The 25,399-nt window shown below is 64.0% G+C and carries 23 protein-coding genes; 12 read left to right on the forward strand and 11 right to left on the reverse strand.

Going from position 1 to position 25,399, the window contains the following annotated elements; genetic code table 11:
* Positions 1–110: 110 nt before the first annotated feature.
* Positions 111–1,358 carry a carbohydrate porin gene (locus tag ACZ46S_RS03230; protein WP_464064317.1) on the reverse strand — a complete coding sequence of 416 codons (1,248 nt, stop codon included), beginning with the start codon at positions 1,356–1,358 and terminating at the stop codon, positions 111–113.
* A 329-nt stretch (positions 1,359–1,687) separates the two neighbouring features.
* Here ACZ46S_RS03230 and ACZ46S_RS03235 point away from each other — a divergent pair, with 329 nt between their 5' ends.
* The 5 genes from ACZ46S_RS03235 to ACZ46S_RS03255 are packed head-to-tail and all read left to right on the forward strand — an operon-like array spanning position 1,688 to position 6,518.
* Positions 1,688–2,869 (forward strand): extracellular solute-binding protein, encoded by a 1,182-nt coding sequence (locus ACZ46S_RS03235; RefSeq protein ID WP_464063335.1) that lies wholly within the window; start codon positions 1,688–1,690, stop codon positions 2,867–2,869.
* 28 nt (positions 2,870–2,897) lie between these two features.
* On the forward strand, positions 2,898–3,965 hold the full coding sequence (locus ACZ46S_RS03240; protein WP_464063336.1) for an ABC transporter ATP-binding protein: 1,068 nt from the start codon (positions 2,898–2,900) through the stop codon (positions 3,963–3,965).
* An 8-nt stretch (positions 3,966–3,973) separates the two neighbouring features.
* Positions 3,974–4,894 (forward strand): ABC transporter permease, encoded by a 921-nt coding sequence (locus tag ACZ46S_RS03245; protein ID WP_464063337.1) that lies wholly within the window; start codon positions 3,974–3,976, stop codon positions 4,892–4,894.
* A 5-nt stretch (positions 4,895–4,899) separates the two neighbouring features.
* Positions 4,900–5,742: an ABC transporter permease gene (locus tag ACZ46S_RS03250; protein WP_295739356.1), complete on the forward strand. Its 843-nt coding sequence runs from the start codon at positions 4,900–4,902 to the stop codon at positions 5,740–5,742.
* Complete coding sequence (locus ACZ46S_RS03255) at positions 5,742–6,518, forward strand: NAD-dependent epimerase/dehydratase family protein (RefSeq protein WP_464063338.1); 777 nt, start codon at positions 5,742–5,744, stop codon at positions 6,516–6,518. Before ACZ46S_RS03250 ends, ACZ46S_RS03255 begins: the two co-directional genes overlap by 1 nt.
* A gap of 7 nt (positions 6,519–6,525) precedes the next feature.
* Here ACZ46S_RS03255 and ACZ46S_RS03260 read toward each other — a convergent pair whose 3' ends face one another.
* The 3 genes from ACZ46S_RS03260 to ACZ46S_RS03270 form a co-directional block, all read right to left on the reverse strand.
* Complete coding sequence (locus ACZ46S_RS03260) at positions 6,526–8,142, reverse strand: acyl-CoA dehydrogenase family protein (protein ID WP_464063339.1); 1,617 nt, start codon at positions 8,140–8,142, stop codon at positions 6,526–6,528.
* A gap of 106 nt (positions 8,143–8,248) precedes the next feature.
* Positions 8,249–8,482 carry a hypothetical protein gene (locus ACZ46S_RS03265; RefSeq protein WP_464063340.1) on the reverse strand — a complete coding sequence of 78 codons (234 nt, stop codon included), beginning with the start codon at positions 8,480–8,482 and terminating at the stop codon, positions 8,249–8,251.
* A 112-nt stretch (positions 8,483–8,594) separates the two neighbouring features.
* Positions 8,595–8,960, reverse strand: a complete 366-nt coding sequence (locus ACZ46S_RS03270; RefSeq protein ID WP_464063341.1) for an MFS transporter — start codon at positions 8,958–8,960, stop codon at positions 8,595–8,597.
* Positions 8,961–9,158: 198 nt separating this feature from the next.
* Between ACZ46S_RS03270 and ACZ46S_RS03275 the strand changes: the two genes are divergently transcribed.
* On the forward strand, positions 9,159–10,019 hold the full coding sequence (locus ACZ46S_RS03275; protein ID WP_464063342.1) for a PAAR domain-containing protein: 861 nt from the start codon (positions 9,159–9,161) through the stop codon (positions 10,017–10,019).
* A 5-nt stretch (positions 10,020–10,024) separates the two neighbouring features.
* A complete protein-coding gene (locus ACZ46S_RS03280; RefSeq protein ID WP_464063343.1) occupies positions 10,025–11,008 on the forward strand; it encodes a pentapeptide repeat-containing protein in 984 nt (327 codons plus the stop codon).
* A 16-nt stretch (positions 11,009–11,024) separates the two neighbouring features.
* Here the strand turns inward: ACZ46S_RS03280 and ACZ46S_RS03285 are convergent, their stop codons facing one another.
* From ACZ46S_RS03285 to ACZ46S_RS03295, 3 genes are all read right to left on the reverse strand, one after another.
* Positions 11,025–11,987 (reverse strand): MFS transporter, encoded by a 963-nt coding sequence (locus tag ACZ46S_RS03285; protein WP_464064318.1) that lies wholly within the window; start codon positions 11,985–11,987, stop codon positions 11,025–11,027.
* Positions 11,988–12,079: 92 nt separating this feature from the next.
* A complete protein-coding gene (locus ACZ46S_RS03290; protein WP_464063344.1) occupies positions 12,080–13,639 on the reverse strand; it encodes a cisplatin damage response ATP-dependent DNA ligase in 1,560 nt (519 codons plus the stop codon).
* Complete coding sequence (locus tag ACZ46S_RS03295; RefSeq protein WP_464063345.1) at positions 13,636–14,664, reverse strand: ligase-associated DNA damage response exonuclease; 1,029 nt, start codon at positions 14,662–14,664, stop codon at positions 13,636–13,638. The genes ACZ46S_RS03290 and ACZ46S_RS03295 overlap by 4 nt, the downstream gene beginning before the upstream one ends.
* 21 nt (positions 14,665–14,685) lie before the next feature.
* Between ACZ46S_RS03295 and ACZ46S_RS03300 the strand changes: the two genes are divergently transcribed.
* The 5 genes from ACZ46S_RS03300 (at position 14,686) to ACZ46S_RS03320 (ending at position 20,724) form a co-directional block, all read left to right on the forward strand.
* The gene (locus ACZ46S_RS03300; protein ID WP_464063346.1) at positions 14,686–17,169 is read left to right on the forward strand and encodes a ligase-associated DNA damage response DEXH box helicase; all 2,484 of its coding nucleotides are present in this window, start codon (positions 14,686–14,688) and stop codon (positions 17,167–17,169) included.
* Positions 17,166–17,864, forward strand: coding sequence for a ligase-associated DNA damage response endonuclease PdeM (gene pdeM / locus ACZ46S_RS03305; RefSeq protein WP_295739371.1), 699 nt, complete (start codon positions 17,166–17,168; stop codon positions 17,862–17,864). The genes ACZ46S_RS03300 and pdeM overlap by 4 nt, the downstream gene beginning before the upstream one ends.
* 27 nt (positions 17,865–17,891) lie before the next feature.
* Positions 17,892–19,295 carry a cryptochrome/photolyase family protein gene (locus ACZ46S_RS03310; protein ID WP_464063347.1) on the forward strand — a complete coding sequence of 468 codons (1,404 nt, stop codon included), beginning with the start codon at positions 17,892–17,894 and terminating at the stop codon, positions 19,293–19,295.
* An 80-nt stretch (positions 19,296–19,375) separates the two neighbouring features.
* On the forward strand, positions 19,376–20,050 hold the full coding sequence (locus ACZ46S_RS03315; RefSeq protein WP_464064319.1) for a metallophosphoesterase: 675 nt from the start codon (positions 19,376–19,378) through the stop codon (positions 20,048–20,050).
* 185 nt (positions 20,051–20,235) lie between these two features.
* Entirely contained in the window at positions 20,236–20,724 is a 489-nt protein-coding gene (locus tag ACZ46S_RS03320; RefSeq protein ID WP_464063348.1) for a DUF421 domain-containing protein, read from the forward strand.
* Between the two features lie 44 nt (positions 20,725–20,768).
* Here the strand turns inward: ACZ46S_RS03320 and ACZ46S_RS03325 are convergent, their stop codons facing one another.
* The 4 genes from ACZ46S_RS03325 to ACZ46S_RS03340 are packed head-to-tail and all read right to left on the reverse strand — an operon-like array spanning position 20,769 to position 25,383.
* Positions 20,769–21,407, reverse strand: a complete 639-nt coding sequence (locus ACZ46S_RS03325; protein WP_295739378.1) for an MBL fold metallo-hydrolase — start codon at positions 21,405–21,407, stop codon at positions 20,769–20,771.
* Positions 21,404–23,329 (reverse strand): threonine--tRNA ligase, encoded by a 1,926-nt coding sequence (gene thrS / locus ACZ46S_RS03330; protein WP_464063349.1) that lies wholly within the window; start codon positions 23,327–23,329, stop codon positions 21,404–21,406. Before thrS ends, ACZ46S_RS03325 begins: the two co-directional genes overlap by 4 nt.
* Positions 23,330–23,365: 36 nt before the next feature.
* Positions 23,366–24,250 (reverse strand): glycosyltransferase family 9 protein, encoded by an 885-nt coding sequence (locus ACZ46S_RS03335; RefSeq protein ID WP_464063350.1) that lies wholly within the window; start codon positions 24,248–24,250, stop codon positions 23,366–23,368.
* A complete protein-coding gene (locus tag ACZ46S_RS03340; protein ID WP_464063351.1) occupies positions 24,247–25,383 on the reverse strand; it encodes a glycosyltransferase family 4 protein in 1,137 nt (378 codons plus the stop codon). Before ACZ46S_RS03340 ends, ACZ46S_RS03335 begins: the two co-directional genes overlap by 4 nt.
* Positions 25,384–25,399 lie beyond the last annotated feature (16 nt).

Raw genomic sequence — 25,399 nt, forward strand, 5'->3', positions numbered from 1 at the left:
TTTGACGCTGGCGCGTCAACCTAAACACATATTGCTCTAGAGCCTGATCGGTTCAGATCGAATTAGACGCTTCGATCTGAACCCATATCGCGCGGCGATGCCGCGTCTGGTCAGAAGGTCAGCTTGGTCTCCAGCCCAAACACCCAGGCATTGGCGTAATGTTTGTAGGAGAAGGTGCCGGGATCCATCACATATTGCACGTTGGGATGGATGATCCACCACGGCGCCGCCTGAAACCCGTAACCGGCTTCGATCACGCCCTCGCCCGTGGACAGATCCGTCAGCGTTCCGTGCGAGGCGGCTTCCTTCGCGTCGATCGCGCGATGATTGATGATGGCCCGCACATAGCCGACATTGATGTAATCGTTCGGCCGCGCCGCGAAGGGGCCGCGCGCTTCCAGCCCGCCGAGAACCGAGCCCTGGAACAAGGCGGTGCTGGGGTCGGAATAGGAGACCATCGCGATGGCGATCAGCCCGCGCTTGGGTCCGCCAAAGCTCATCAGCATCTGGTCGCCGATCGCGTAAAACCCATAGCGCCCATTCTGGATGTCCGAGGCGTTGGTGACCGACGCGGCATCGCTGGTATCGTAATAAGCGCCAATTTTATATTCGCCGGGCAGGCCGCCGAAATGGGTCTTGTAGGCCGCCTCAACGGGGATCAGCGCCCCGGTGGAGCCGGAGGTGGACATTTTCAACCCGTTGCCAGTATTGCCGTAGGTTGGATTGACGTCATAGATTCCGGCTTCGAGATAGGCGTCCGGGGTGAAGTTCAGCTTGACGCGACCGCCCCATTTGCCGGTCGGGTTATCGGACCAGCCCGAGGAATTCGGCAGATTTTGCGGGTGGGCGCAGAAGCCGACATTCTGGAAGTCGCAGCCATAGGCGATGCCGGCGAAATCATTGCCCATCGGGTAGAAGCCGCCCTTGAGCTCGACCTGGTCGTGGAACAGCTTCTGGGTGAGGCTGACCTCGACGATGCGTGTCGTCTCGCCGGCGCCGTAAACCTCCTGCACCGCGAGCTTGTTGCCGGTATAGTCGGCCGAGGTGTTGCGCCCGACGCGGCTGTTGAAGCCGACCGTCAGCGTGGTGCCGTTCAGCCCGGCGAGCTTGCCGAGATCCGCCTTGAACCCGTAATAAAATTGCGAGGCGACATCGCTGCCCTGGCGCTTGCCGCCGGAGGCGCTGCTCGCTAGTTCGCCGACATAGCCGGCGGTGAAATCAATCCCGTCAGCGGCAAGCCGGGTGCGCCCGCCATTCCAGTTCCCGGTCATGGTTTTCTGGTTCATCCAGTCCTGCCATGTATAGGCCTGGGCGGCGCCGGCTGAAATCGCGGCAAGGCCGAGCCCTCCCAGCAACACAGCGCGCAATTTGGTAAATTTGTATGACAAATCTCGGGTAATCATGAACATGCTCCCAGCATTGTTTTTGCTTTCACGCGGAATTCGCGCCTTGATGACGTACAAAGCCGACTAAAATATGTCAATTATAATTATCTCTTGCTTTACAGACTTTTTCCGGCCTCGCTTATTCCTGAGTTTTTCAAAGCATTTTTCGCGGTCCACCGAAATTTGTTTAGTCGTAAAATGAGTTGACATATTTTTGAGGCTGGCCTTTTATGCGCCACGGCCGCGCGCCGCGTGGCGGAGTCGCAATAAGCCCACGCAACTGGGCAAATGGGAAACGGAACATGATAACAGAAAAAGTCTCGCGCAGAACGGTTTTGGGTGGCATGGCGGCGGCTGGGTTGAGCGGCGTGGCGCGCGCCGCGGCGCCGGCCTTGCCGTCCTCGCCGGTGAGCCTCAGCATCGTCGATGTGGCCGGCACGCTGGCCCTCACCCGCCCGGCTTTCGACGCGTATGTGAAGCAGAAACCGCATCTGGTTTCGCACATCGAATACAGCAAGGCGCCGGCGCCGGAATTGCCGGGCAAGCTGCATGCCGAGCAGCAGGCTGGGCGGCTGGATATCGACCTGGTGCTGACCGGCGTGGACGCGCTCTCCGCCGGTCTGAAGCAGGGCATCTGGACCCCGCTTTTCCCCAATTACGCCAGCGCGCTGCCCAACCCGTCGGCGATCTATCAGCCGCACGCGCTGCAGATGCAGAATTTCGCCCAGGACCATGCGCTGGAGGTGGTGTTCTGCCCCGCCGGGCCGCTGATCGAATATAACCCGGCGATGGTCAAGCAGGTGCCCACCACCACCGCCGAGGTGCTCGCCTGGGCCAAGGCGAATCCGAAGAAATTCATCTATGCCCGGCCCGAGAATTCCGGCCCGGCGCGTATCTTCATGATGGGCCTGCCCTATCTGCTGGGCGATTCCAACCCGCGTGACCCGCGCAAGGGCTGGGACAAGACCTGGGCCTTCATGGCGGAGCTGGGCAAGACCATCGAATATTACCCCTCCGGCACCGGCACCGTGATGCAGGAGCTGGGCTCGGGCCTGCGCGCGATGACGCCGACCCAGACCGGCTGGGACATCAACCCGCGCGCCCTGGGCGTGGTTCCGGCCTCGGTCGAGGTCGCGAAGTTCGACAATCAGATCATCGTCTGCGACGCCCAGTACATGGCGGTGCCGAAGGGCATCAAGCCGGAAAAACTGGCCGTGGTGCTGGATCTGATGAATTTCATGCTGCAGCCGGCGCAGCAGGCGGTGACCTATGACGAGGGCTATTTCTATCCCGGCCCGGCGGTGAAGAATGTGCCGCTTTCGATGGCGCCGCAGAAGAGCCAGGATGTGATCGCGAAATTCGGCCGTCCCTGGTACGATCAGATGATCGCCAGCGCGCCCACCTACATGCCGCTGAACGCGGACGATCTGGTCTATGCGCTCGGCCGCTGGGACCAGCAGATCGGCGTGATCACCGCGTCCTGATAAAAGATCAACGAGGAGTTCAAGGGTTATGACGATTTCCGCGAAGAATTTCCGGGAACTGAGGCTTGAGCGCATGCGCCGCGACTTTGGCGGGCTGAACGCGCTCAAGGATATTTCCCTCACCATCAAGCGCGGCGAGTTCATCGCCCTGCTGGGGCCTTCCGGGTGCGGCAAGTCGACGGCCCTGAACTGCCTCGCCGGATTGCTGCCGCTCACCGGCGGCAGCATCTGGGTGGATGACAACCGCATCGACCATCTGAAGCCGGAAGATCGCGGCTTTGGCATGGTGTTTCAGAATTATGCGCTGTTTCCGCATATGTCGCTGCGCAAGAATATCGGCTTTGGCCTGCGCATGCAGAAAAAGCCGCAAGCGGTGATCGACGCCAAGGTCGAGGAGGCGCTGGCGCTGGTGCGCCTGACCAAGCAGGCGGATAAGCTGCCCGGACAGATTTCGGGCGGCCAGCAGCAGCGTGTCGCGATCGCCCGCGCCATCGTCGTCGAACCGCCGCTGGTGCTGATGGATGAACCGCTTTCCAATCTCGACGCCAAGCTGCGTCTTGAAATGCGCGCGGAAATCCGGCGCATCCACAACATGATCGGCTGCTCCACCATCTATGTGACGCATGACCAGGACGAGGCGCTGTCGCTCGCCGACCGCATTGTGGTGCTGCGCGATGGCGAGGTGCGTCAGGTCGGCACGCCGCAGGAGCTTTATGCCCGCCCGGCGCATGCCGATGTCGCCGAGTTCATGGGCTATCGCAATCTGCTGAAGGCCGAGGCGGAGACGGAAGAAAATGGCCGGCTGAGCATGCGGGTGGGAGAAGCGCGCATCGCCGGGCTGGCGGTCGAGCCCGGCAATGGCCGCGATGTGATCGCCGCCCTGCGCCCGGAGGATCTGACCCCCTCCAATGACGGGCCGATTGCCGCCTCGGTGATTTCCGCTGAATATCGCGGCCGGGATTTCTACGGCCTGGCCCGCACCCAGGACGGCATGGAGCTTTGGTTCCGCTCCGATATCCCGGTGCAGCCGGGCGAGGCGCTGCGCCTGGGCGCGCCGGCGGAGCGTGTGCTGGTCTATCCCGCGAGGGCGGCATGAGTGCGGCCATGGAAAGCGTGCCCCTCTCTCCGCCTTCCGCGCCTGACCGTGTGAGCCTGGCCCAGCGCCTGGCCCGCCGCGGGCTGGATGTGACGACGCTGCTGCTGCTGCCGGCCTTGCTGTTCGTTCTGGCGCTGTTCGTCTATCCGGCTCTGTATGGGTTCTGGCTGTCCCTGCACCCGATGAACGCCAACGGCGTGTTCGGCTTTGGCAACTACATCGCCTTTTTCAGCGATCCTTACGTCTATGGCACCATCTTCACCACGCTGGAGCTGGCGGTGCCGGTGACGCTGGTGAATATCGCGCTTTCGGTGCCGATCGCGCTGCGGGTGCGGCATCTGCGCAAGCAGCGTCTGCTCACCACCATCCTCATCATTCCGGTGACGCTGGGGACGGTGCTCACCGCGCAGGGCATGCTGAATTTCTATGGGCCGCTCGGCTGGTTCAACCGGATTCTGATGACGCTGCATGTCATCGATGCGCCGGTGCGGCTGGTGCATAATTTCACCGGCGTGTTTCTCTCGCAGATCGTCAGCGGCTTTCCCTTCTGCTTCATGCTGATCCTGTCTTATGTCAGCGGCATCGATCCGTCGCTGGAACAGGCGGCCTCGATGCTGGGGGCGGGGCCGGCGGCGCGCTTCCGGCATATTCTGCTGCCGCTGCTGGGAGCTGGCCTGGCGATCACCTTCTGCCTGGCCTTCGTGCAGGCTTTCTCGGTGTTTCCCTCGGCGGTTCTGGTCGGCTCCCCCTCCGGTCCGACGCGCGTCATCGCCATCGCCGCCTATCACGCGGCCTATGAACAATATGATTATTCGATGGGCTCGGCCATCGCCATCATCATGGGGCTGGTGCAGATCATCGTCGTCGCCATCGTGATGAAGGCCAGCGCGGCTCTCTATCGCGGCCCGGCGGCGGGCGGCAAAGGGTGAAACACATGAAAATCGAAAGCGAGATCGCGGGCAAGCTCTGGCGCATCGCCATCTGGGCGCTGGTGGGCTTCTTCATCATCAACCTGACCGGCATCATCCTCAGCGTGGTGGTAGACAGTCTCGGCACCTCCTGGTTCGCCACCTGGCTGCCAAACGGTTTCACCACCAGCTGGTACAGCGAATCCTGGAGCAGCTTCCAGCTCGGCGGCGTGCTGGTGGTGACGCTGGAAGTGGCCGGCGCGGTGCTGATCGGCTCCGCCCTGCTCGGCGTGCCGGCGGCCTACGCGCTGGCGCGGCGGGACTTCCCCGGCAAGAAGCTGGTGATGCTGCTGTTCGTGCTGCCGCTGATCATCCCGCCCTTCACCTACGGCATTCCGCTCGCCTCGGTGCTGTATCAGTTCGGCCTCGGCGGCACCCTCACCGGCGTCATTCTGGCCAATCTGATGCCGAGCGTGCCCTTCGTGATCTTCATCCTGGTGCCCTTCATCGAGCAGATCGACCCCAGGGTGGAGGCGGCGGCGCGGGTGTTCGGCGCCGGGACCTGGGCGCTGTTCCGCAGCGTGATGGTGCCGCTGCTGCTGCCCGGCATCCTGGCGGCGCTGGTGCTGGTGCTGGTGCGCACCATCGGCCTGTTCGAGCTCACCTTCCTCACCGCCGGGCCGGGCAACCAGACGCTGGTCGTGGCACTCTATTACTCGGTGTTCGCGGCCGGCATGCGCGCCAACCAGACGATCGACGCGATGGCGGTGATCTATATGGTCACCAGCCTGGTCTGCCTGATCATCGCGCTGCGCTTCGTCGATCCCACCCAGATCGTCGGGCGCTCCAAGAAATCGGCGGCGCACTGATGGCCGGGCCCAAACTCACCCTCACCGGGGCCGGCGGCGCGCTGGGCCTGGTGCTGCGCCCGCGTTTGATCGCCAGGGGGGCGGTGCTCACCGCCGCCGGGCATCGCCTGCCGGAGCCGGTCTCGCCCGAGGAACGGGTGCTGGGCGGCGATCTGCGCGAGGATGCGGTGGTCGATGCGGCGCTGGCGGGGGCTGACGCGGTGATCCATCTCGCCGGCAGCTCGGTCGAGAAGCCGCTGGCGGAGATCATCCAGAATAATCTGGTCGCGCTGCAGCGCCTCTATGAGGGGGCGCGGCGGCATCGGGTGAAGCGGATCGTCTTCGCCTCCTCCAACCACACGATCGGCATGTACCCGGCCGGGCAACGTTTGAGCCTCGCCGACAAGGTCCGCCCGGACGGCAATTACGGCCTCTCCAAGGTCTGGGGCGAGGCGATGGGGCAGCTTTATTTCGACAAGTTCGGGATCGAGACGGTCTCGCTGCGGATCGGCAGCGCCATCGAGCGGCCGACCGAGCCGCGCCATCTCTCCACCTGGCTGGGCTATGACGATCTGGAGGATCTCATCTGGCGCGCCGCCACCGTGCCGGATGTAGGCTGCCTGACGGTCTGGGGCGTCTCCGCCAATAGCCGCTCCTGGTGGGACAATGCCGAAGCCGCCGCGCTGGGCTATGCGCCCAAGCAGAATGCCGAGGATTATGCCGAGGAGATTCTGCGTGGGCAGGATCCGGGCTGGCGTTTCCAGGGCGGCAGCTTCGCGCTCGCGGACGTGACCTGAAGCCCCCTCACCCCGACAGGCGCTGGATGATCGGGGTGAAATCGACCCCAGCCGGCAAGGTGCCCAGCGCCTGCCCGCCATCCTGGCCAAGCCGGGTGGCGCAGTAGGCATCCGCCATGAAGCCGGGAGCATGGCGCAGCAGCAGGCTGGCGGCCAAGGCCAGGGCAAGCTGCTCGGTCAAACGCCTTGCATGGCGCGGCTCAAAGGCCGGCAGCGGCGCGGCGAGCCAGGCATCCAGCGCCTTGCTGGCGCCCTTGGCCTTGCCGATTTCAGCGCGCAGCAGCGCCAGCCCCTCCGGTTGGCGAGAGAGGGCGCGCAACACATCCAGGCAGATGACATTGCCCGAGCCCTCCCACAGCCCGTTCAGCGGCGCGTCCCGGTAGAGCCGGGCGATGTCATGCTCCTCGATAAAGCCATTGCCGCCATGGCATTCCAGCGCCTCCGCCACCACCATCGGGGCGCGTTTACAGATGAAATATTTGGCGATCGGCGCCAGACACCGGGCCAGTATCTGCTCGCTTTCGTCCCGGCCGGCTTCATCCAGTGCCGCGGCGGCCCGCATTGCCAGCCACATCGCCGCCTCCGCCTCCAGCGCCAGATCCGCCAGCACATTCGCCATCGCCGGCTGGGCGGCGAGATCAGCCCCAAAGGCGCGGCGATGCGCCGCGTGGTGCGCCGCCAGCCGCACCGCCTGGCGCATCTGCCCGGCGCTGCCCAGCGCGCATTCTAGCCGGGTCAGATGCGCCATGTCGAGGATGGTCGCGATGCCGCGCCCCTCGGCGCCGACAATCCTCGCTTCCAGCCCCCGGAACTCGACCTCCGCCGAGGCATTGGAGCGGTTGCCGCATTTATCCTTTAATCTTTGCAGGGCCAGGAAATTGCGCCCGCCCTCATCACGCCAGCCTTGGGCCAGAAAGCAGGTCGGCCCGGCCGGGGTGCGCGCCAGGGTCAGGAACAGATCCGCCACCGGCACGGAGAAGAACCATTTATGCCCGGTCAGCTCGTAAATATCCCCGCCCTGATGGGTGGCAAGCGTCTGTACCTGGCGCAGATCGGAGCCGCCTTGTTTCTCCGTCATCGCCATGGCCACGGTCAGGGCCGCTTTCTGCGCCGGCGGCAGGGGGCGGGGATCGTAGCCGGGAGACAAGATACCCGGCTGAAACCGGGCCAGCAGATCCGGGGCATGGCGCAAAGCGGCCAGGGCGGCAAATGTCATCGCCGCCGGGCACCCGACCCCGGCCTCGCCCTGCGCCCAGAGATAAGACAGCGCCGCACGCGCCACATGGGCGCCGGGGCGCTGATCGGTCCAGCCCAGGGCATGCACCTCATCCGCCCGCACCATGGCCATCAGCTCATGCCAGGCGGGGTGGAAGGCCAGCTCGTCAATCCGGTGCCCGTAACGGTCATGGGTCCGTAATTCCGGCGTGAAGCGGTTGGCCTGCCGGGCCAGCTCCAGCACCCGGGCCGACCCCACATGCCAGCCGCAGGCGCAAAGCCGTGGCGCCGCCCAGCCGCCGCCATAGGTTTTCACGGCCTGGCACAGCGCCGCATCTTTTGTCCAGGCGTTGAAATCCTCCAAGGGCGGGGGCTGGTTCAGCACCTCGTGCGTCGGCGCGCCTCGCATGGCTTCCTCCAGGCTTTGGCTCCAGCCTATATGTTTTCCGGCCCCTGGTCACATCATAATCGCCCGCCGGCGGCGCCCAATTCAGGCGCCGCCGATGCGGCGACGTTCAAAAATTGCCTTGCTGCTGGCGCTGTATTTGCTGCTCCTGCGCCTGCCTCTTCTGGCGCTTCTTCAGCTCATGACCCGCGATGCAGCCCCCGACCGCGCCAAGCACGGCATGATGGCCGGCATAGTGACCGGCAACCGCCCCCACGGCCGCGCCGGACACACAGCCCGCGGCTAAGGCCGGTGAAGACCCGATGATGGCGAGCAGGGGAAATACGAAAATGAGACGCTTCAAGACAGACTCCATGAATTCGCGCCGGACCACTCCCACGCAAACGCATAATCAAGCCAGTAAATGGCGGAAAATGGGCTATACGCCGTCACGATTATGGGACGAGCCCGCGCGCTCAGGCGTCGGCAATGCGGTCGCAAGCGGGCCTGAGCTGGCTGGCGAAGCCGATCCAGAGCGCCAGTGAGACCAACGCGAACCCTCCTAATATCGTAAACATCGTCGGATATCCGAGCCCCTCCGCGATCCACCCGCCGAGCGCCGGGCTCAATGCGGCGCCGACGCCTTGAACCGTCATCACCGCCCCCTGGCCGACATTCACCCGGCCGGTGCCATTGAGGATGCGCGCGACCAGGCCAGGTACCGCGACGCTTTGCAGGCCGGCGCCGATCCCATCCAGAATCTGCACCGGGTAAACGCCCCAGGCGACGATGAGATGCGCGGCGACGATCCCACGGATTGGGGTGCAGACACGAAAGTGCATTTTACGCACGCCAGACATGAACGGATAGGAAACATTTGTCCGTTTTCTTATCCGAAAATAGATTTGTCCGTGATCTCATCAGAATGTCAAATTGCCGGACGGTTTGGCACGTGTCCGATAAATCCTCATTTCACGGACGAACGGGCATAATCTACATTGTTGCCTTGCCAGTCTGGCTCTGTTCAGTAGTGTTACCTCATGGCCGAAGGCAAACCCGCTGCGCGAATTACCGATATGCACATCTGCCCGGCCAGCGACGGACCGGTGCCACATGTCGGCGGGGCGATTGTTGCCGGATCACCCAATGTTCTGATCGGCGGGTTGCCCGCCGCCAGGGTGACGGATACCGCCACGTGCGTCGGGCCGCCCGCAACCATCATCAAGGGATCGTCCGGGGTCTTCATCAACGGCCTGCCAGCCGCCCGCATGGGCGACCAGACCTCTCATGGCGGTGTCATCGTCCTTGGCAGCCCAACCGTTCTGATCGGGGAGACCGGCAGCGGCGCGGGGGGCGGTGGTGGCGCGGGGGCACCTTCTGTCACGCTGGTATCGGATACGACCACGCCCCAAAACCCGCCCCTGACGCGCGAGCAGGTCTTTCGGCGTTTACAGGATCACACCACCAATGCGGCCCGGAAAATCGACCAGGGGCCGGATAAAAACGTGTATAGCCCACGGCAATTGAAAGCGATCGAGAAAGACCCGAACGCGCGAGCGCGGTTCCGGGGGAGTCAGATCGACAAAGAGGCTCGGGAAAATGTCAGAAAAGATCCAGACATAGGAGAGCGGGTCACCGGCAAGCCCAACAAGGGGCCAGACTTCATCGATAAGGACACTGGCGACCAGTACGACATGACCACCCAGGAGCAACTTCAGGCGCACCGGCTGAAATACGGTGACGATCTGATGCATCTGGACACCAGCGGCAAGACAATTGATCCCCAGCCACCAATGCCGCCGCCCAAAATTGCCCCGGCTTCGCCGCAAGGACCGCCGGATACCGTCATCACGCCAGAGGAACCCGATATCCCGATCATTGACGACATTTTTCTGCCATAGGCATCATGACCGAATTTTCCGCATCCAGACCACCGAAGCGATACACCGCCAAGCAGTTCACCGCCTGGCGCGAACGTTGGGCTGGAATCGATCCTGACGAGGCCCTCAAGACCCAGCCCTTCGGCAAGACCGAAGATGGCTTGTTTGATTTTCGGGGATTCCGGCTTTGTCTGCCAGGAGCGCGACGTAAGGCGAAGTTGAGGCATGCTGTGCTCAAAGGCTGCGACTTCACGGCAGGAATTTTGGCTGAAACGATCTCCGAACATTCAGTCTTCCAAGACTGCGTCTTCGATTACACCGATATGAATGATTTCGGTGACTATGGCAGCACCTTTACCAATTGCCGGTTCTATCGCTGCGAATGGACAATGGGAGCGATTGGGTTTGACTGGAACACAAGCAAGAGAGGCGAGTACCAGTCCCGCTACGTGAATTGCCACTTCGAGAATGTGAAGCTGACGAAGACGAGTATCGGCGATCCGCATTTTGTTGGCTGTTCATTCGTGTTCAAAAAGCTGAGCGGGGTGGATTTCGGATGCAGCGGCTTTGTGAATTGCCGCTTCGAAGGCGCGTTCCAGGACCTCACCTTCCGAGGAAAATACTCGGATGAGAACGACACTGCCCGCAAGGGCGATCCACAGTATGCCGGCTTTACAAACGTCAGCTTCGAAAAAGCTGCGTTGCAATGGTTCGCTCTGCGTGATGGTTTTCCGCTCAGATTGGTTGAGATGCCCGAAGACGGTAGCTCCTTCCTCGCCGACATGCCCCGGCTGTGTCGGGAGCAGCAGATAATCACTGGTAAGTTCTTAGACCAACGATCAAGGGAGGTCTTGTCCAGCTACCTAAACATCGAATGCGGTGTCGCCGAACGCCAACCGGTCAGCATTCTCTCCCGCTATGATCTCTTTGAATGTTTTCAAAAAGGCGAGGAAGCGCTCATTCAGCCGGTCTACGATCTGCTCAAACAAAGCTACGAAATTACGGCATAGGCAGGTAAACGGGACTTCAGGTGTTCCTTATTCGTTCACGGCTAGCGTGCGTAAAATGCACTTTCGTGTCTGCATCCCGAATTGGTAAAGAGACAAATGAGATCAGCAGCAAAAGCCAATATCCGCGTTTATCCACCAGCCGCATGGCGAAGATCGAGGCGAGGATCATGACCGCCTGCGCGACGACGACCGTCTGCGCCACGAAGATCGTCGGGTTTCCCTGCTTGGCGCCAACCACCGCAAGCCCGTAAAGCGGCAACATCGCGGCGTTGCCCAAATGGAAGCAGGCGAGCGATGCCGCCAGAATCAAGAGCGGCTTCGTCCGCAACAGAACTTGCAGGCCGCTTGCATGGCCGTCGCGGCCGGTTGCGCTGGTCAGCCCCCGGGCGGCCTCATGGTCGATCGCCCTGGCGGGGATCATCAACACTGAAATGATCGACAACACGCCAAACGCGCCCGCCAAAGCGAGAACGGCGGGAAACCCGTAGAGCCAGCCCAGCAAACCAGACAGGCCCGCGCCGACCATGTTCCCCGCATGATTGAATGCCTGGTTGCGGGCATTTTGTTGAGGAAAGCCGCTTTGATGCACGATGCCGAGGGTCAGCCCGGCGACCGCCGGACCGATCGCCGCCCCGGCGATCGCCGTTGCCACCTGCGAGGCGGCAATCATCCAAAATTCCTGCGAGAGAAGAATAAGGCTGGAGGCGGCGACGGTGCAGATGCCGGTGAGGACGATCAAGAGTCGCTTGCGGTGCGTCGCATCGACCAACGCACCGGCCGGCGCCGTCATCACCATCCCCGCGAGACCGCCAAGGGTCATCACCGTGCCGATCGGCCCGCTTGTCCAGTGATGCGCGAGCAGGAAGACGCTCAGGAATGGCCCGATTCCGGCCTGCATGTCGGCCATGAAAAAATTCAGAGCCTGTAGCGGCCAGATACCCAACCGCACGCGGTTTGTCTTCGTCCCTGGATTTATCATCACATCCCGCTGGCGGTTGAAAAGCCCCTCATGGATCTGGGCTCGGGCGGGGTGGATGACAATATATGAGCCCTCCAAATGCGCGGACGGGGCTAAATGAGTTTGCGCAGGCTCTCCAGCCGGTCCGCCTCCTCAGCCGGCTTGTCCGTGCGCAGGCGCAATATGCGCGGGAAGCGCAGCGCGATGCCGGATTTATGCCGGGTGGAGAGCTGGGCGGCATCGAACCCCAGCTCGAAGACCAGCTTTTTCTCCACCTCCCGCACCGGGCCAAAGCGGGCGATGGTATGGGAGCGGATCCATTTATCGATGAAATTCAGCTCCTCATCGGTATAGCCGGAATAGGCCTTCGCCACCGGCACCAGCTCGCCCGCCTCGGTCCAGACGCCGAACGTGTAATCCGAATAGAAGGAGGAGCGTTTGCCGTGGCCGCGCTGGGCGTACATCAGCACCGCATCCAGGCTCAGTGGGGCGCGTTTCCATTTCCACCACAGCCCCTTCGGCCGCCCGGCGACGTAAGGGGCGTCGCCGCGCTTGAGCATCAGCCCTTCGCTCGCCTCCGCCCGCGCCGCCTCGCGCAGGGCTGCCAGCTCGTCCATGTGGGCGAAGCTGATCAAAGGCGAGAGCTGCATGGCGGGCGGGCTGGTGGCCGCGAACCAGGCTTCCAGCCGGGCGCGGCGGGCATCAAACGGGAAGGAGCGCAGATCCTCGGCGTTCTCGAACAGCAGATCATAGAGCATGATCCCGACCGGGAATTTTTGCTGCAAGGCGGGAGTGGTGGTCTTGCGGTTGAGGCGCTGTTGAAGATCCGAGAAAGGCGCGATTTCGCCGTCGCGCATCACCAGCAGCTCGCCATCCAGCACGGCGTGGAAAACCGCGGCCTCCAGGATTTCCGGGAAGGCGGCGGAAATATCCTCGGCGGCGCGCGAATAGAGCCGCTTGCCGGTCGGGGTGGCGACAAGCTGCACCCGGATGCCGTCATATTTCTGCTCCGCCCGGAAATCCCGCCAGTCGGTGCGGGCGATGTCCTCTTCCTCCACCGGATGCGCCAGCATCACCGGGCGGAAGACCGGCGCCTCGCCGGGCGTGGGGCGCGGCCCCCTGCCCTCCAGCCAGCTGAACAGGCTGGTGTAGGGGGGCGCGAGACCGTGCCAGATCTCCTCGATCTCATTCACATCCACCAGCCCCATCTCCGCCAGAGCCAGCTTGGCCAGGCGCAGCGAGGCGCCGACGCGCAGGCCGCCAGTGAGGAGTTTGATGAGGGCCAACCGGGTTGAGGGATCGCAGCGGTCCAGCCATCCTTCAATTAAGCCAGGTATTTCGGTTCTCTTGGCGTTTCGTAGCGCTTCGACGATGGAGGGCAGGTCCGGCGCGTCGTCGCCATGGGTGGGCCAGATCAGCGCGATGGTCTCGGCCAGGTCGCCGACGAAATCGTAAGACAGCGAAAACAGCTCGGCATCTGTGCGCGCCGCCGCCAGCTCCTTCAGCGTCGCGGATTTTGCGCCGGGGAAATCCAGCGCGCCGGCGATGGCGGCCAGGGCATAGCCGCGCTCCGGGTCTGGGCGCGTGGCGAAATAGGCGCGCAGCAGGGCGATTTTGGTGTTGCGGCCGGGGGCGAAGAGCAGGCGCTCCAGGAGTTCGGCGAAGGCTTTCATTCGCCCTCCTCCTCCCCGTACCCGACCAAAGAGAGGGCGCGGGCGCGGATTTGGCGCAGGGCGCAGGCGCGGATCAGCGCTTCCTCGGCGCCGTGTGTGACCCAGATTTCCGGAGCCTGAACCTCGGCGATGGTGGCCAGCAGATCGTCCCAATCGGCATGGTCGGAGATGATCAGCGGCAGCTCGATGCCCGAGGCTTTGGCGCGTTGGCGCACGCGCATCCAGCCTGAGGCCTGGGCGACCACCGGGTCTTCCAGCCGCCGCCCCCAGCGCTCGCCCACCGCCGAGGGTGGGGCCAGCACCATCGCCCCCTTGAGCTGGGCTTTTTGGGCGACAGTGGCGGGGCGTAATTCGCCCAAGGGCACGCCGAGGCTCTCATACAACGCGCAGAGATTGGCATGCGCCCCGTGCAGATAGATCGGCGCATCGAACCCCTGCTGGCGCAGCATGGCGATCAGCCGCTGGGATTTGCCCAGCGAATAGGCGCCGATGACATGCGTGCGATCAGGAAAAAGCGCATGCGAGCGCAGGAGTTTTTCAATCTCGCCGGCGGGGTTGGGGTGGCGGAAGACCGGCAGTCCGAAGGTGGCTTCGGTGACGAACACATCGCAACGCACCGGCTCGAACGGGGCGCAGGTTGGGTCTGGCTGGCGCTTGTAATCGCCGGAGACGACGACGCGGCTGCCGGCATGTTCCAGCACGATCTGGGCGGAGCCTAACACGTGTCCTGCGGGGACAAGCTTTATGTTAACATCGTTAATGTGGAGCTGTTCGCCATAGGGCAGAGCCTGCTGCCTGGCCCCTGCCCGCTCCGCGCCCATGCGGGTGCGCATGATGGCCAGCGTCTCCGGCGTGGCGAGGACATGGTCATGGCCGGGGCGGGCATGGTCCGAATGGCCGTGGGTGATGATGGCGCGCGGCACGGCCCGCAGCGGGTCGATATAAAAATCGCCCGGCAGGCAATAGAGCCCGGCCGGGGTGGGCTTCAGCCAGCGTTCCGGGTGCGGGGTGTTGGAACAAAGCATGAAAACACCATATGGTGGCGCATGGCCTCTCTGCCAGAGCGATTTGAAAAATGGTTCGCCGCGAAAGGCTGGGGCCTGCGCGCGCATCAGGCGGCGATGCTGGCGGCTGCCGAGGAAGGCGCGGATGCGCTGCTGATCGCCCCCACCGGGGCGGGCAAGACGCTGGCGGGGTTTCTGCCGAGCCTGGTTGCGCTGGCGGCAAGCCCGCGCACGGGGTTGCATACGCTCTATGTCAGCCCGCTGAAGGCGCTGGGGACGGATATTGCCCGCAATCTGCAAATGCCGGTGGCGGAGATGGGCTTGTCCGTCTCCATCGAGACCCGCAGCGGCGACACGCCAGCTAACCGGCGGGCGCGGCAGAAGGAAGTGGCGCCGAATATTCTGCTCACCACACCGGAATCGCTGTTGTTGCTGCTCTCGCAGGAGAATAGTGCCGCCTATTTTGGCGAGCTGGCCTGTGTGGTGGTGGATGAGATCCATGCGCTGGCCGGAACCAAGCGGGGGGATCAGCTTGCCTTGTGCATCGCGCGGCTGCGTGCATTGTCTGCCACTAGGATTGTCGGGCTTTCGGCGACGGTGGCGCATCCTGAGGCGATGCGGCGGTTTGTCAGTCCTGAGGCCAGGCTGGTGCTGGCTGAGGCGGGGGCAGCGCCGGAGATAACATTGGCGCTGCCGGAAAAGGAAATCCCCTGGTCTGGCCATATGGGGCTGAAATCGGCGGAGCTGGTGCTGCAAAAGATCGCCCTCGCGAAAATGAGCATCGTCTTCGTCAATACCCGCGCCCAGGCGGAGCTGCTGTTTGCGGAAATCTGGCGGCATAATGAGGAAAATCTGCCGATCGCCATTCATCATGGCAGTTTGGACATTGCCCAGCGCCGCAAGGTGGAGGCGGCGATGGCGGAGGGGAGATTGCGCGGCGTCATCGCCACCTCCTCGCTGGATCTGGGCATCGATTGGGGCGGGGTGGATCAGGTGCTGCAGATCGGCGCGCCGAAAGGTGTGTCCCGACTGCTGCAACGTCTGGGCCGGGCCAATCACCGGCTGGATGAGCCCTCCCGCGCCGTGCTGGTGGCGGCCAACCGGTTCGAGGTGCTGGAATGCGAGGCAGCCATGGCGGGTGTGGCGGAGGCGGCTTTGGATGGCGATCCGCCCCGGCCCGGCGGGCTGGATGTGCTGGCCCAGCATATTCTGGGCATGGCTTGTGCGGGCAAATTTCACCCGGATGATCTCTATCGCGAGGTTGTCAGCGCTGCGCCCTATGAGGCGCTTTCGCGCCCGGATTTCGATGCGGTGCTCGGCTTTGTCGAGGATGGCGGCTACGCGCTGGCGGCCTATGAGCGCTATCGCAAATTATTCCGGGATTCGGAGGGGTTTCTCTATCCGGCCAATGCCAGGGTGGTGCAGCAATTCCGGATGAATATCGGCACCATCGTCGAGGCGCCGATGATCAAGATCCGGCTGCTGGGGCGGCGCGGTGGCGGGTTTGGCGCGGCGCTTGGCGAGGTGGAGGAATATTTCGTCAATCAGCTCACCCCAGGCGACAGCTTCATGTTTGCCGGACGGGTGCTGAAATTCATCCGACTGCGGGAGAATGCGGCGGAGGTGGTGGAGGCGCCGGGCAAGGAGCCGAAAGTGCCGGCCTATGCCGGGGCCAGGCTGCCGCTGACCACCAATCTGGCGGCACGGGTACGGGCGATGCTGCATGACCCTTCCTGTTGGGGCGCATTTCCCGAACAGGTGCGGGAATGGCTGGCATTGCAGAAGCGCCGCTCCCGCCTGCCCGGCCCGAACGGCTTGCTGGTGGAGACATTCCCGCGCGCCGGGCGCTGGTTCATGGTGGTGTATGCGTTTGAGGGGCGCAATGCGCACCAGACTTTGGGGCTGCTGCTGACCAAGCGGATGGAGCGGGCGGGGTTTGCGCCGATCGGCTTTGTCGCCTCCGATTATGTGCTGGCGGTGTGGTCCGCCCATCGGCCGGAGAAGATTGAGCAGCTTTTCCATGAGGATTTGCTGGGGGATGATCTGGAGGAATGGATGGAGACCAGCTCGCTGCTGCGCCGCGCCTTCCGGCAGGTGGCGGTGATTGCCGGGCTGATCCCGCGCCAGCTCCCAGGTGCCGAGAAAAACCGCCGCCAGGTGACGGTGAATTCGGATCTGATCTACGACGTGCTGCGCCGCCACCAGCCCGACCATATTCTGTTGCGCGCCACCCGCGCGGATGCGGCGCACGGGCTGATCGATCTCTCCCGCATCGCCGCCCTGCTGGCGCGGGCGAAAGGGCGGATCACCCATATGGCGCTCTCCCGCGTCTCGCCCTTGGCGGTGCCGGTGCTGCTGGAGATTGGCCGCGAGCATGTGCAGGGCGAGGCCGAGGAACTGCTGCTGGCCGAGACGCAGGCGCTGATCGCCGAGGCCAGCGAAGACGGGGCCAGCGAAGACGGGAATGTTCATGGAAATTTTATGCATGGTCCGAAAGGACAGAATATGCTCTTTGACCATACATGACCGCCGCACCGATTCATTTCCGCAACGAACGTTTGATGCTCGACCCCTCCGGTGCCGCTTTCTGGCCCGCCAAGCGGGTGCTGATCGTCGCCGACCTGCATTTCGAGAAATCCTCCTCGCTGGCCGCCCGCGGGGCGCTGCTGCCGCCGTTCGATACCAGGGCGACGCTGGAGCGGCTGACCAGGCTGGTGCGGCTCTACCGCCCGTCCCGGCTGATCGCGCTCGGGGACAGCTTCCATGACAGGCAAGGCCATGCCCGGCTCTCCAAGGATGACCGCGCCCGGCTGGAAGCGATCGGCCGGGAGGCGCAGATCATCTGGATCGCCGGCAATCACGACGCCACCCCGCATGATCTGCCGGGGCAATGCGTGGCCGAGCACCGGGAAGGCCCGTTCGTGTTCCGCCACCAGGCGCAGGCCCAGCTGGGGTTGCGGGAGATCGAGCTGTCCGGGCATTTCCACCCGAAAGCCAGCATCGAGTCGCGGGCCAAGCGGGTCTCGCGGCCCTGCTTCGTCTCCGATGGCAGCACCCGGCTGATCCTGCCCGCCTTCGGCGCTCTCACCGGCGGGCTGGATGTGCGCGAGGCGCCGATTGCCCGCCTGTTTCCGCGCGGCCTGCGGGTGTTCATGCTGGGCCAGGAGCAGCTTTATTCTTTTGCGCTGGAGCAGCTGGGGCGGCTGGCCGAGGTGGCGTAAGCGCCTCGCGCGCTTATATTCATCTCCATGACCAAGCTTGTCTGGTTTCGCAACGATCTGCGCCTTGCCGATCACCCGGCCCTGCACGCCGCCGCCGCGGCGGGCGATGTCATTCTGCTCTATATCCTCGATGAGCGCGCCGGCGGGGCGAGCCGCTGGTGGCTGCATCATTCGCTGACCGCGCTGGCGGCGGATATCGCCGCGCGCGGCGGGCAGCTGGTGCTGCGCAGGGGCGATGCGGTGGAGATCATCGCGGGGCTGGTGAAGGCACATAAGGTGAGTGCCGTGCATGTGGCGCGTGCCTATGAGCCGGCCTGGCGCGCGGCGGACCGCAAGCTGGATGCGGCGCTGAAGGCGCTGGATTGCGGGCTGCACCGGCATCTCGTCACCTCGCTGTTTCACCCGGAGCGGATCACCACCAAGGCCGGCGGGATGTACGGCGTCTACACGCCTTTCTCAAAAGCCTGCCAGGAGGCCGGGGTGCCGGAGGCGCTGCTGCCGGCGCCCAGCGCCCTGCGCGGGCCGAAGATCGAGAGCGAGGATCTGGCCGATTGGGGGCTGCTGCCGAGCAGGCCGGACTGGGCTGGCGGGCTGCGGGCGGAATGGACGCCCGGCGAGGCGGGAGCGAAGGCGCGGTTGCAGGCATTTCTGGCCGGGCCGGTGCAGGATTACGCCACGGCCCGCGACATACCCGGCCGGCATGGCACCTCGAAACTCTCCCCGCATGCGCATTTTGGTGAGATTTCGCCGCGTTATGTCTGGCACCAGGCGCGGGCGGCGGGGGCTGGCAAGGGGGTGGAAACCTTCCTGAAGGAGCTGCTCTGGCGGGAATTCTCGATCAATCTGCTCTGGCAGCATCCGGATCTGCGCCGCGAGCCGATCCGCAAGGAGTTCAAGGATTTCCCCTGGGAGGCGAACCGCGACAGGCTGATTGCCTGGCAGACGGGCCAGACCGGGATTCCCATTATCGATGCCGGGATGCGCGAGCTGTGGATCACCGGCTGGATGCATAACCGGGTGCGGATGATTTGCGCCTCCTATCTGGTCAAGCATCTGCTGATCCCCTGGCAGGCGGGCGAGGCCTGGTTCTGGGATACGCTGTGCGAGGCGGATGAGGCGGCGAACGGCGCCTCCTGGCAATGGGTGGCGGGCTGCGGCGCGGATGCAGCACCCTATTTCCGGGTGTTCAACCCGGTGCTGCAGGGGCAGAAATTCGATGGCGACGGCGCCTATGTGCGCCGGTTTGTGCCGGAGCTGCGTAAGTTGCCGGATAAATTCATCCACGCCCCATGGGAGGCGCCGGCAGAGATTTTGGCGGCGTGCGGGGTGCGGCTGGGAGGCAATTATCCGCAGCCGCTGGTGAAGCCGGCGGAGGGGCGCGACAAGGCGCTGGCCGCCTATGCGAGGTTGAAAGGCGAGGAGCCAGCGTAAGCCCTTGCCAGAGGTCGCGGAACAACCCATCTTTGAGTTGTAATGTTACCTTTTATTTCAACGCCTTGCTGGTACATGCGATGATCCCCTCCGGACGCGGACTGCGCATTGTCGGCGATGTGCATGGCGATTCCCGTGCCTTCGCGGCGGCGGCGCAGACGGATCGTTTCATCATTCAGCTCGGCGATCTCGTCGATGACGGGCCGGATACGCCTGGCGCGCTGCGGATCATGTTCGAGATTTTGGACGAAAGGCGCGGGCTGTTCCTGCTCGGCAATCATGATTTCAAGCTCGGGCGGGCGCTGCGGGGGGATCGGGTGCGCGGCGAGCCAACGGCGAAAACCATGGCGATTTTGCCCGAAGAGCTGCGGGAACGCACCCGCGAGGAGATTTTGCGCGCGCCGGTCTGGCTGCAATCGGGAAAATTGTTTTTCGTGCATGGCGGGTTTCATCCGGCGATGCTGGAGCAGCCCCCCGGCCCCTTCCCGGCTGGCCGGCCGGAGCCGCTCTGGGCGCGCGCGCTCTATGGCCAGACCAGTGGCCGGGTCAGCAGCGGCGGCAAGCCGGAGCGGCTGCTGCGCTGGGTGGATGATCTGCCCACCGGCATCACCGCTTATGTCGGCCATGACCAGCGCTCGACCGACGGGCGGCCTTATATCCGCCATGGGCGCAAGGGCGGGATGGCGGTGTTTCTGGATACCGGCGCCGGCAAAGGCGGGCATCTCTCCTGGATGGATATCGACCCCCTGCCCTGATCCGGCGCGTATGAGAGCGCTGCGGAGGCTGCTTCACGGCGCCGCTTGGTCGCGCCGCGATTTTAGAGCATCAAGCTTTTAGCTTGATGCTCTAAATTTTGTTTTAGAGAGCAATTTCATGTGTTTATTTTGACGCTGGCGCGTCAACCTAAACACATATTGCTCTAGCGAAAGGATATGGACAAATGCAGGCCTGGCACGCGTTGGTGGGGAACGGGGCGACGCAGATTTTCTGGTGGCAGATGAGCCTGCGCGCGGTGATTGTGCTGGCATACGGAATCGCCGCGATCCGGCTGTTGGGGCGGCGGGCCTTCAGCCGGCAGAGCCCGCTGGATATCGTCATCGCCATTGTCATCGGCTCCAGCCTCAGCCGCGCCCTGACCGGCAATGCCAAGCTGCTCGACACGCTGCTGGCGACGACAGTGTTTCTGTTACTCTATTGGGCGTTGGAGCATCTGGCGGCGCGCTGGCCAGCCCTGGCCTGGGCGGTGAAAGGGGCGCCGATCCCGCTGATCGACCAAGGCAGGATGCGCGGTGGGAATATGCGGGCCAGCGCGGTGACAATTCATGACATCGAGGAAGCGGCGCGTTGTGCCGGCCATGAGGGGCTGGGGGCGCTGGAAACGGCGATATTGGAGCGTAACGGGCAGATCAGCACGATTGCGAGGAAATAAGCGACACCGCCGGACCCTTTACCGCCCCTGGCCCCTAAAAACGTTTATTCGTTCAGATAGGGATTCGTTTCGCGCTCCGCCCCGATGGTGGAGCCGGGGCCGTGGCCGCAGAGGAAGCCGAAACTGTCCGGCAGCACCAGCAGCTCGCGCTTGATCGAGGCGATCAGCTGCGCGTGATCGCCGTAATCGCCCAGATCCGTGCGGCCGACCGAGCCCTTGAACAGCACATCGCCAAGAATGCCGAATTCCAGCGCCTTGTTCAGGAACACCATATGGCCCGGCGTATGGCCAGGGCAGTGGCGGACCTCGAAATCCGCCCCGCCCAGCTTGATCACGTCCCCCGCCCGCAGCCAGCGATCGGGCGTGCAGTCCCGCGCCTTGATGCCGTAGCGCGCCCCCTGCTCGGCCAGCCCATCGAGCAGAAACTTATCCTCGATGCCGGGGCCGATGATGCGCACATCCAGCTTTTCCGCCAGCTCCATCGCCCCGCCGGCATGGTCGATATGGCCATGGGTGAGGAAGATCTCGGTGATGGACAGGCCGAGCTTGGTGATCTGCTCGGTGATGTAGGGCACATCCCCGCCCGGGTCGATCACCGCGCCGATCTTGGTTTCGTCATCCCAGGCCAGGGCGCAATTCTGCTGAAAAGGGGTGACCGGGATGATGCCGATTTTGAAGCTCATGCGCGCAGATCCGGGGCGGTGGCTTCTGCTTTCAACAGGGCCACGGCCTCATCCAGCGACAGGATCTCTTGCGCGGCACCGCCCAGGCGGCGCAGGGCCACCTTGCGCTCCTCCGCCTCCTTGCGCCCGACCACCAGGATGTTGGGCACGTGATGCAGCGAATGGTCGCGGATTTTCGCCTGAATTTTCTGGTTGCTGGTATCCAGCTCCACCGCAAGCCCGGCGGCGCGCAACGCCTCGGCCACCTCGCCGGCATAGCCATCGGCATCCGAGACGATGGTGGCGACGACAACCTGGGTGGGGGCCAGCCAGAGCGGGAAGCGGCCGGCATATTGCTCGATCAGAATGCCGAGAAACCGCTCAAAGCTGCCGATGATGGCGCGATGCAGCATCACCGGGCGGGCGCGGCTGCTCTCGGAGGTGACATATTCGGCGTCCAGACGCTCCGGCAGCACGAAATCCACCTGGATGGTGCCGCATTGCCAATCCCGCCCGATGGCATCGCGCAGCACGAATTCCAGCTTCGGGCCATAGAAGGCGCCCTCGCCCGGATTCAGCGTGTATTCCACCCCGGCTTTTTCGCAGGCGGCCTTCAGCGCGCCCTCGGCGCGGTCCCAGACATCGTCGGCGCCGGCGCGAACCTCCGGGCGGTCCGAGAATTTGACCGTGAAGCTCTCGAAGCCGAAATCCTTATAGACGCTCTCCAGCAGGGCGACGAATTTCACCGTCTCGTCGGCGATCTGGTCTTCCATGCAGAAAATATGCGCGTCGTCCTGGGTGAAGGCCCGCACGCGCATGATGCCGTGCAGCGCGCCCGAGGGCTCGTAGCGGTGGCAGGCGCCGAATTCGGCCATGCGGATCGGCAGTTCCTTGTAGGAGCGCAGGCCCTGATTGAAGATCTGCACATGGCAGGGGCAGTTCATCGGCTTCAAGGCGAGGGTTGTGTCCTCCTCCGCCACTTCCGCGATGAACATGTTCTTGCGGTATTTATCCCAATGGCCGGAAAGCTCCCAGAGCTTGCGGTCCACCAGCTGCGGCGTGCGCACCTCCTCATAGCCGCCGGCTTCCTGGCGGCGACGGATATAGGCTTCCACCGTGCGGTAGAGCTTCCAGCCTTTCGGGTGCCAGAAGATGGAGCCGGTGGCCTCTTCCTGGATGTGGAACAGGTCCATCTCGCGGCCGATCTTGCGGTGGTCGCGCTTTTCCGCCTCTTCGAGCTGGGTGAGATAGGCGTCCAGCTCCTTATTGTCGCGCCAGGCGGTGCCGTAGATGCGGCTCAGCATCGGGTTTTTGGAATCACCGCGCCAATAGGCGCCGGCGGTCTTCATCAGCTTGAAGCCGCTGCCGATATCGCCGGTGGAGCGCATATGCGGGCCGCGGCACAGATCCAGCCACTCGCCCTGGCGGTAGATGGTGATGGTCTCGCTCTCGGGCAGATCGCGGATCAGCTCGGCCTTGAAGCGCTCGCCGCGGGCTTCGAAGAATTTGATCGCCTCCTCGCGGTCCCATTCCTCGCGGACGAAACCAGCATTACGGCCGATGATTTCGCGCATCTTGGCCTCGATCGCCGGCAGATCGGCCGGGGTGAAGGGCTCGTTGCGGTAGAAATCGTAATAGAAGCCGTTCTCGATCGAGGGGCCGATGGTGACCTGGGTGCCGGGGAAGAGCTCCTGCACGGCTTCGGCCAGCACATGGGCGGCGTCGTGGCGGATCATCTCCAAAGCCGCCTCGTCCTTGCGGGTGATGAATTTCACCGCGCTATCCTCGACGATTTCGCGGGAGAGGTCCATCTGCTTGCCGTTCACCTCCATCGCCAGTGCCGCGCGGGCCAGGCCCGGGCCGATGGCGGCGGCGATGGTGGTGCCGGTCACCGCGCCATCGAAGGAACGAACGGAACCGTCGGGCAAGGTGATGGCAGGCATAGGCGTCTTCCTAAAGTAATGAAACGTCGCGGCGGGTTATGGCAGCAGGGCCAGCACTTGCGCAACCGGCAGCTCTTGCAAGGTGGGGGCGCGGGCAATGGCCGGCCAGCCGCCATCGGGATAGCGCGGCGCGGTGCGGGTGGGCTCCGAGGCGGCGGAGAACAGGGAAATGCAAGGCGTGCCAAGAGCGGCGGCCAGATGCATCGGGCCGGTATCGTTGCCGATGGCAAGCGCAGCGCCCCGGAAGACCGAGGCGAGCTGGAAGAAATCCGTGCGGCCGGTGAGGTCCAGCCCGCCGGTGGTCTGGGCGAGAGGCTGTTCGCTTTTGGTGCCGACGATGACGGTGGGGCGGTTCAGGCCTGCCGCGACCGCGCGGAATTTTTCCGCCGGGAAGCGTTTTTCCGGGCGGTGCGGGGCGGCACCGGGGACGAGCACGACGTAGTCGGGCGGCAGATCGAGGCCAGAGATGTCACCGGCGAGCCAGGAGAGGTCCGGCGGCGGCAAAGGGGTGGGGATGCCGGCGAGGCCCAGCTGCTGTTCCAGCCGCTCGCGGCTATGCAGAGTTTCGCGGTTGCCAGCATCCGGGTAGGCGCAGCCGCTTGCGATGCCGGACCAGGCGGGGCGCCCGGCCAGGGCGAAATAGCGGGTGGAGCGGCCGGAAGTTTGCAGGTCATAGACCATGTCAAACCCGGCGAGCTGGCGTTTGAGCCGCAACAGGGCGGGGAGCTGCCACCAATCGGGTTTGGCGTCGATCTCGATCTTATCGAACCAGGGGCTGGCGCCGAGCAGCCCGGCATAGGGCTTGGTGGTGAGCAGGGTGATCTCGTCGCCCGCATGGCGGGCGCGGATGGCGGCAAAGGCGGCGAAACTCAGCACGATATCGCCAAAGGCGCCATGGCGGATGACGAGGATGCGGCTCATCCCAGCAGCTCGGCATAGAGATGCAGATAGCGCGTCTGCATCGCCTCCAGCGAGAAACGCTGCCCGACCGCTTCGCGGGCGCGCTGGCCGAAGGCGAGGCGCAGCGCCGCATCGCCGTCCAGAATCGCGTCGAACAAGCCGGCCAAAGCGGTTTCGTCGCCGGGTGGGAAGAGGAAGCCGGTGACATCTGGCTCGATCGTCTCATGCGCGCCGCCATGGCCGGCGGCGACGACGATTTTGCCCATTGCCTGCGCCTCGATGATGGTGCGGCCGAAGGCTTCCGGCTCGGTGGAGCAGTTCACCACGATATCGGCCAGTTTCAGCGCGGCGGGCATATCCTCGACATGCCCGGCCAAACGCAGCCGGCCGCCAATGCCGAGCCGGTTGGCGAGATCCAGCAGCTCCTGGGTGTATTTATGCCGGCCCTGATCCGAGCCGATGAGAATGCCCACCGCGTCCTGGTGCTGCATTTTCGCCAGAGCGCGGATGAACAGGCGCTGGCCCTTCCAGCCGGTGAGCCGGCCGGGAAGCAAAATCGCGGGCTGGCCGTTTTCGATCCGCCACTCCTTGGCCAGGCGCACCGCGCGGTCGCCACGCACCGCGGCGGGGTCGAATTTCTGCAGATCGACGCCGTTATGGATGACACGGAGTTTTGCAGGATCAATCTTGTAGCGCGATTTGATAAGATCCGAGATGAACTCGCTCACCGCCACCACCCGGGCGCCGGCGGCCATCACCTGATTATAGCGCTTCTTCAGCTTGCTCTTCTCGCCATAAGAGCCGTGATAGGTGGTGACGAACGGGATATTGAGCGCGCGCGCCGCGCGGAAGGCGGCCCAGGCCGGGGCGCGGGAATGGGCATGCACGAGATCGACATGGTTCTCCTCCATCACCTTTCGCAGCTTGCGCCCGTTGCGCCATATTTTTAAAGGATTCTTTGAAGCTACCGGCAGATGGATCAGCTCCGCCCCGGCGCGCAAAGCGAGGTTGGAAAGCGGCCCGTCCTCGGCCACAATGATCGAGCGATGGCCGCAGAGATGCACTGCCTGGGCGATTTCGATGGCCACCCGCTCCGCGCCGCCGGCATCGAGCTTGGGGAGCAGCTGGAGAATCGTGCGCGGGCGGTCAATCATGGCTGCGCGCTACCAG

The sequence above is a fragment of the Acidocella aluminiidurans genome, from assembly GCF_055383125.1.

Coding starts and splice junctions, on each gene's coding strand:
- ACZ46S_RS03295 (WP_464063345.1), bottom strand. CDS start 14,664: ATGCTTTGTTCCAACACCCCGCACCCGGAACGCTGGCTGAAGCCCACC.
- ACZ46S_RS03250 (WP_295739356.1), top strand. CDS start 4,900: ATGAAAATCGAAAGCGAGATCGCGGGCAAGCTCTGGCGCATCGCCATC.
- ACZ46S_RS03270 (WP_464063341.1), bottom strand. CDS start 8,960: ATGCACTTTCGTGTCTGCACCCCAATCCGTGGGATCGTCGCCGCGCAT.
- thrS (WP_464063349.1), bottom strand. CDS start 23,329: ATGCCTGCCATCACCTTGCCCGACGGTTCCGTTCGTTCCTTCGATGGC.
- ACZ46S_RS03275 (WP_464063342.1), top strand. CDS start 9,159: ATGGCCGAAGGCAAACCCGCTGCGCGAATTACCGATATGCACATCTGC.
- ACZ46S_RS03255 (WP_464063338.1), top strand. CDS start 5,742: ATGGCCGGGCCCAAACTCACCCTCACCGGGGCCGGCGGCGCGCTGGGC.
- ACZ46S_RS03320 (WP_464063348.1), top strand. CDS start 20,236: ATGCAGGCCTGGCACGCGTTGGTGGGGAACGGGGCGACGCAGATTTTC.
- ACZ46S_RS03310 (WP_464063347.1), top strand. CDS start 17,892: ATGACCAAGCTTGTCTGGTTTCGCAACGATCTGCGCCTTGCCGATCAC.
- ACZ46S_RS03315 (WP_464064319.1), top strand. CDS start 19,376: ATGATCCCCTCCGGACGCGGACTGCGCATTGTCGGCGATGTGCATGGC.
- ACZ46S_RS03325 (WP_295739378.1), bottom strand. CDS start 21,407: ATGAGCTTCAAAATCGGCATCATCCCGGTCACCCCTTTTCAGCAGAAT.
- ACZ46S_RS03300 (WP_464063346.1), top strand. CDS start 14,686: ATGGCCTCTCTGCCAGAGCGATTTGAAAAATGGTTCGCCGCGAAAGGC.
- ACZ46S_RS03260 (WP_464063339.1), bottom strand. CDS start 8,142: ATGCGAGGCGCGCCGACGCACGAGGTGCTGAACCAGCCCCCGCCCTTG.
- ACZ46S_RS03335 (WP_464063350.1), bottom strand. CDS start 24,250: ATGAGCCGCATCCTCGTCATCCGCCATGGCGCCTTTGGCGATATCGTG.
- ACZ46S_RS03240 (WP_464063336.1), top strand. CDS start 2,898: ATGACGATTTCCGCGAAGAATTTCCGGGAACTGAGGCTTGAGCGCATG.
- ACZ46S_RS03340 (WP_464063351.1), bottom strand. CDS start 25,383: ATGATTGACCGCCCGCGCACGATTCTCCAGCTGCTCCCCAAGCTCGAT.
- ACZ46S_RS03280 (WP_464063343.1), top strand. CDS start 10,025: ATGACCGAATTTTCCGCATCCAGACCACCGAAGCGATACACCGCCAAG.
- ACZ46S_RS03290 (WP_464063344.1), bottom strand. CDS start 13,639: ATGAAAGCCTTCGCCGAACTCCTGGAGCGCCTGCTCTTCGCCCCCGGC.
- ACZ46S_RS03245 (WP_464063337.1), top strand. CDS start 3,974: ATGGAAAGCGTGCCCCTCTCTCCGCCTTCCGCGCCTGACCGTGTGAGC.
- ACZ46S_RS03235 (WP_464063335.1), top strand. CDS start 1,688: ATGATAACAGAAAAAGTCTCGCGCAGAACGGTTTTGGGTGGCATGGCG.
- pdeM (WP_295739371.1), top strand. CDS start 17,166: ATGACCGCCGCACCGATTCATTTCCGCAACGAACGTTTGATGCTCGAC.
- ACZ46S_RS03285 (WP_464064318.1), bottom strand. CDS start 11,987: ATGATAAATCCAGGGACGAAGACAAACCGCGTGCGGTTGGGTATCTGG.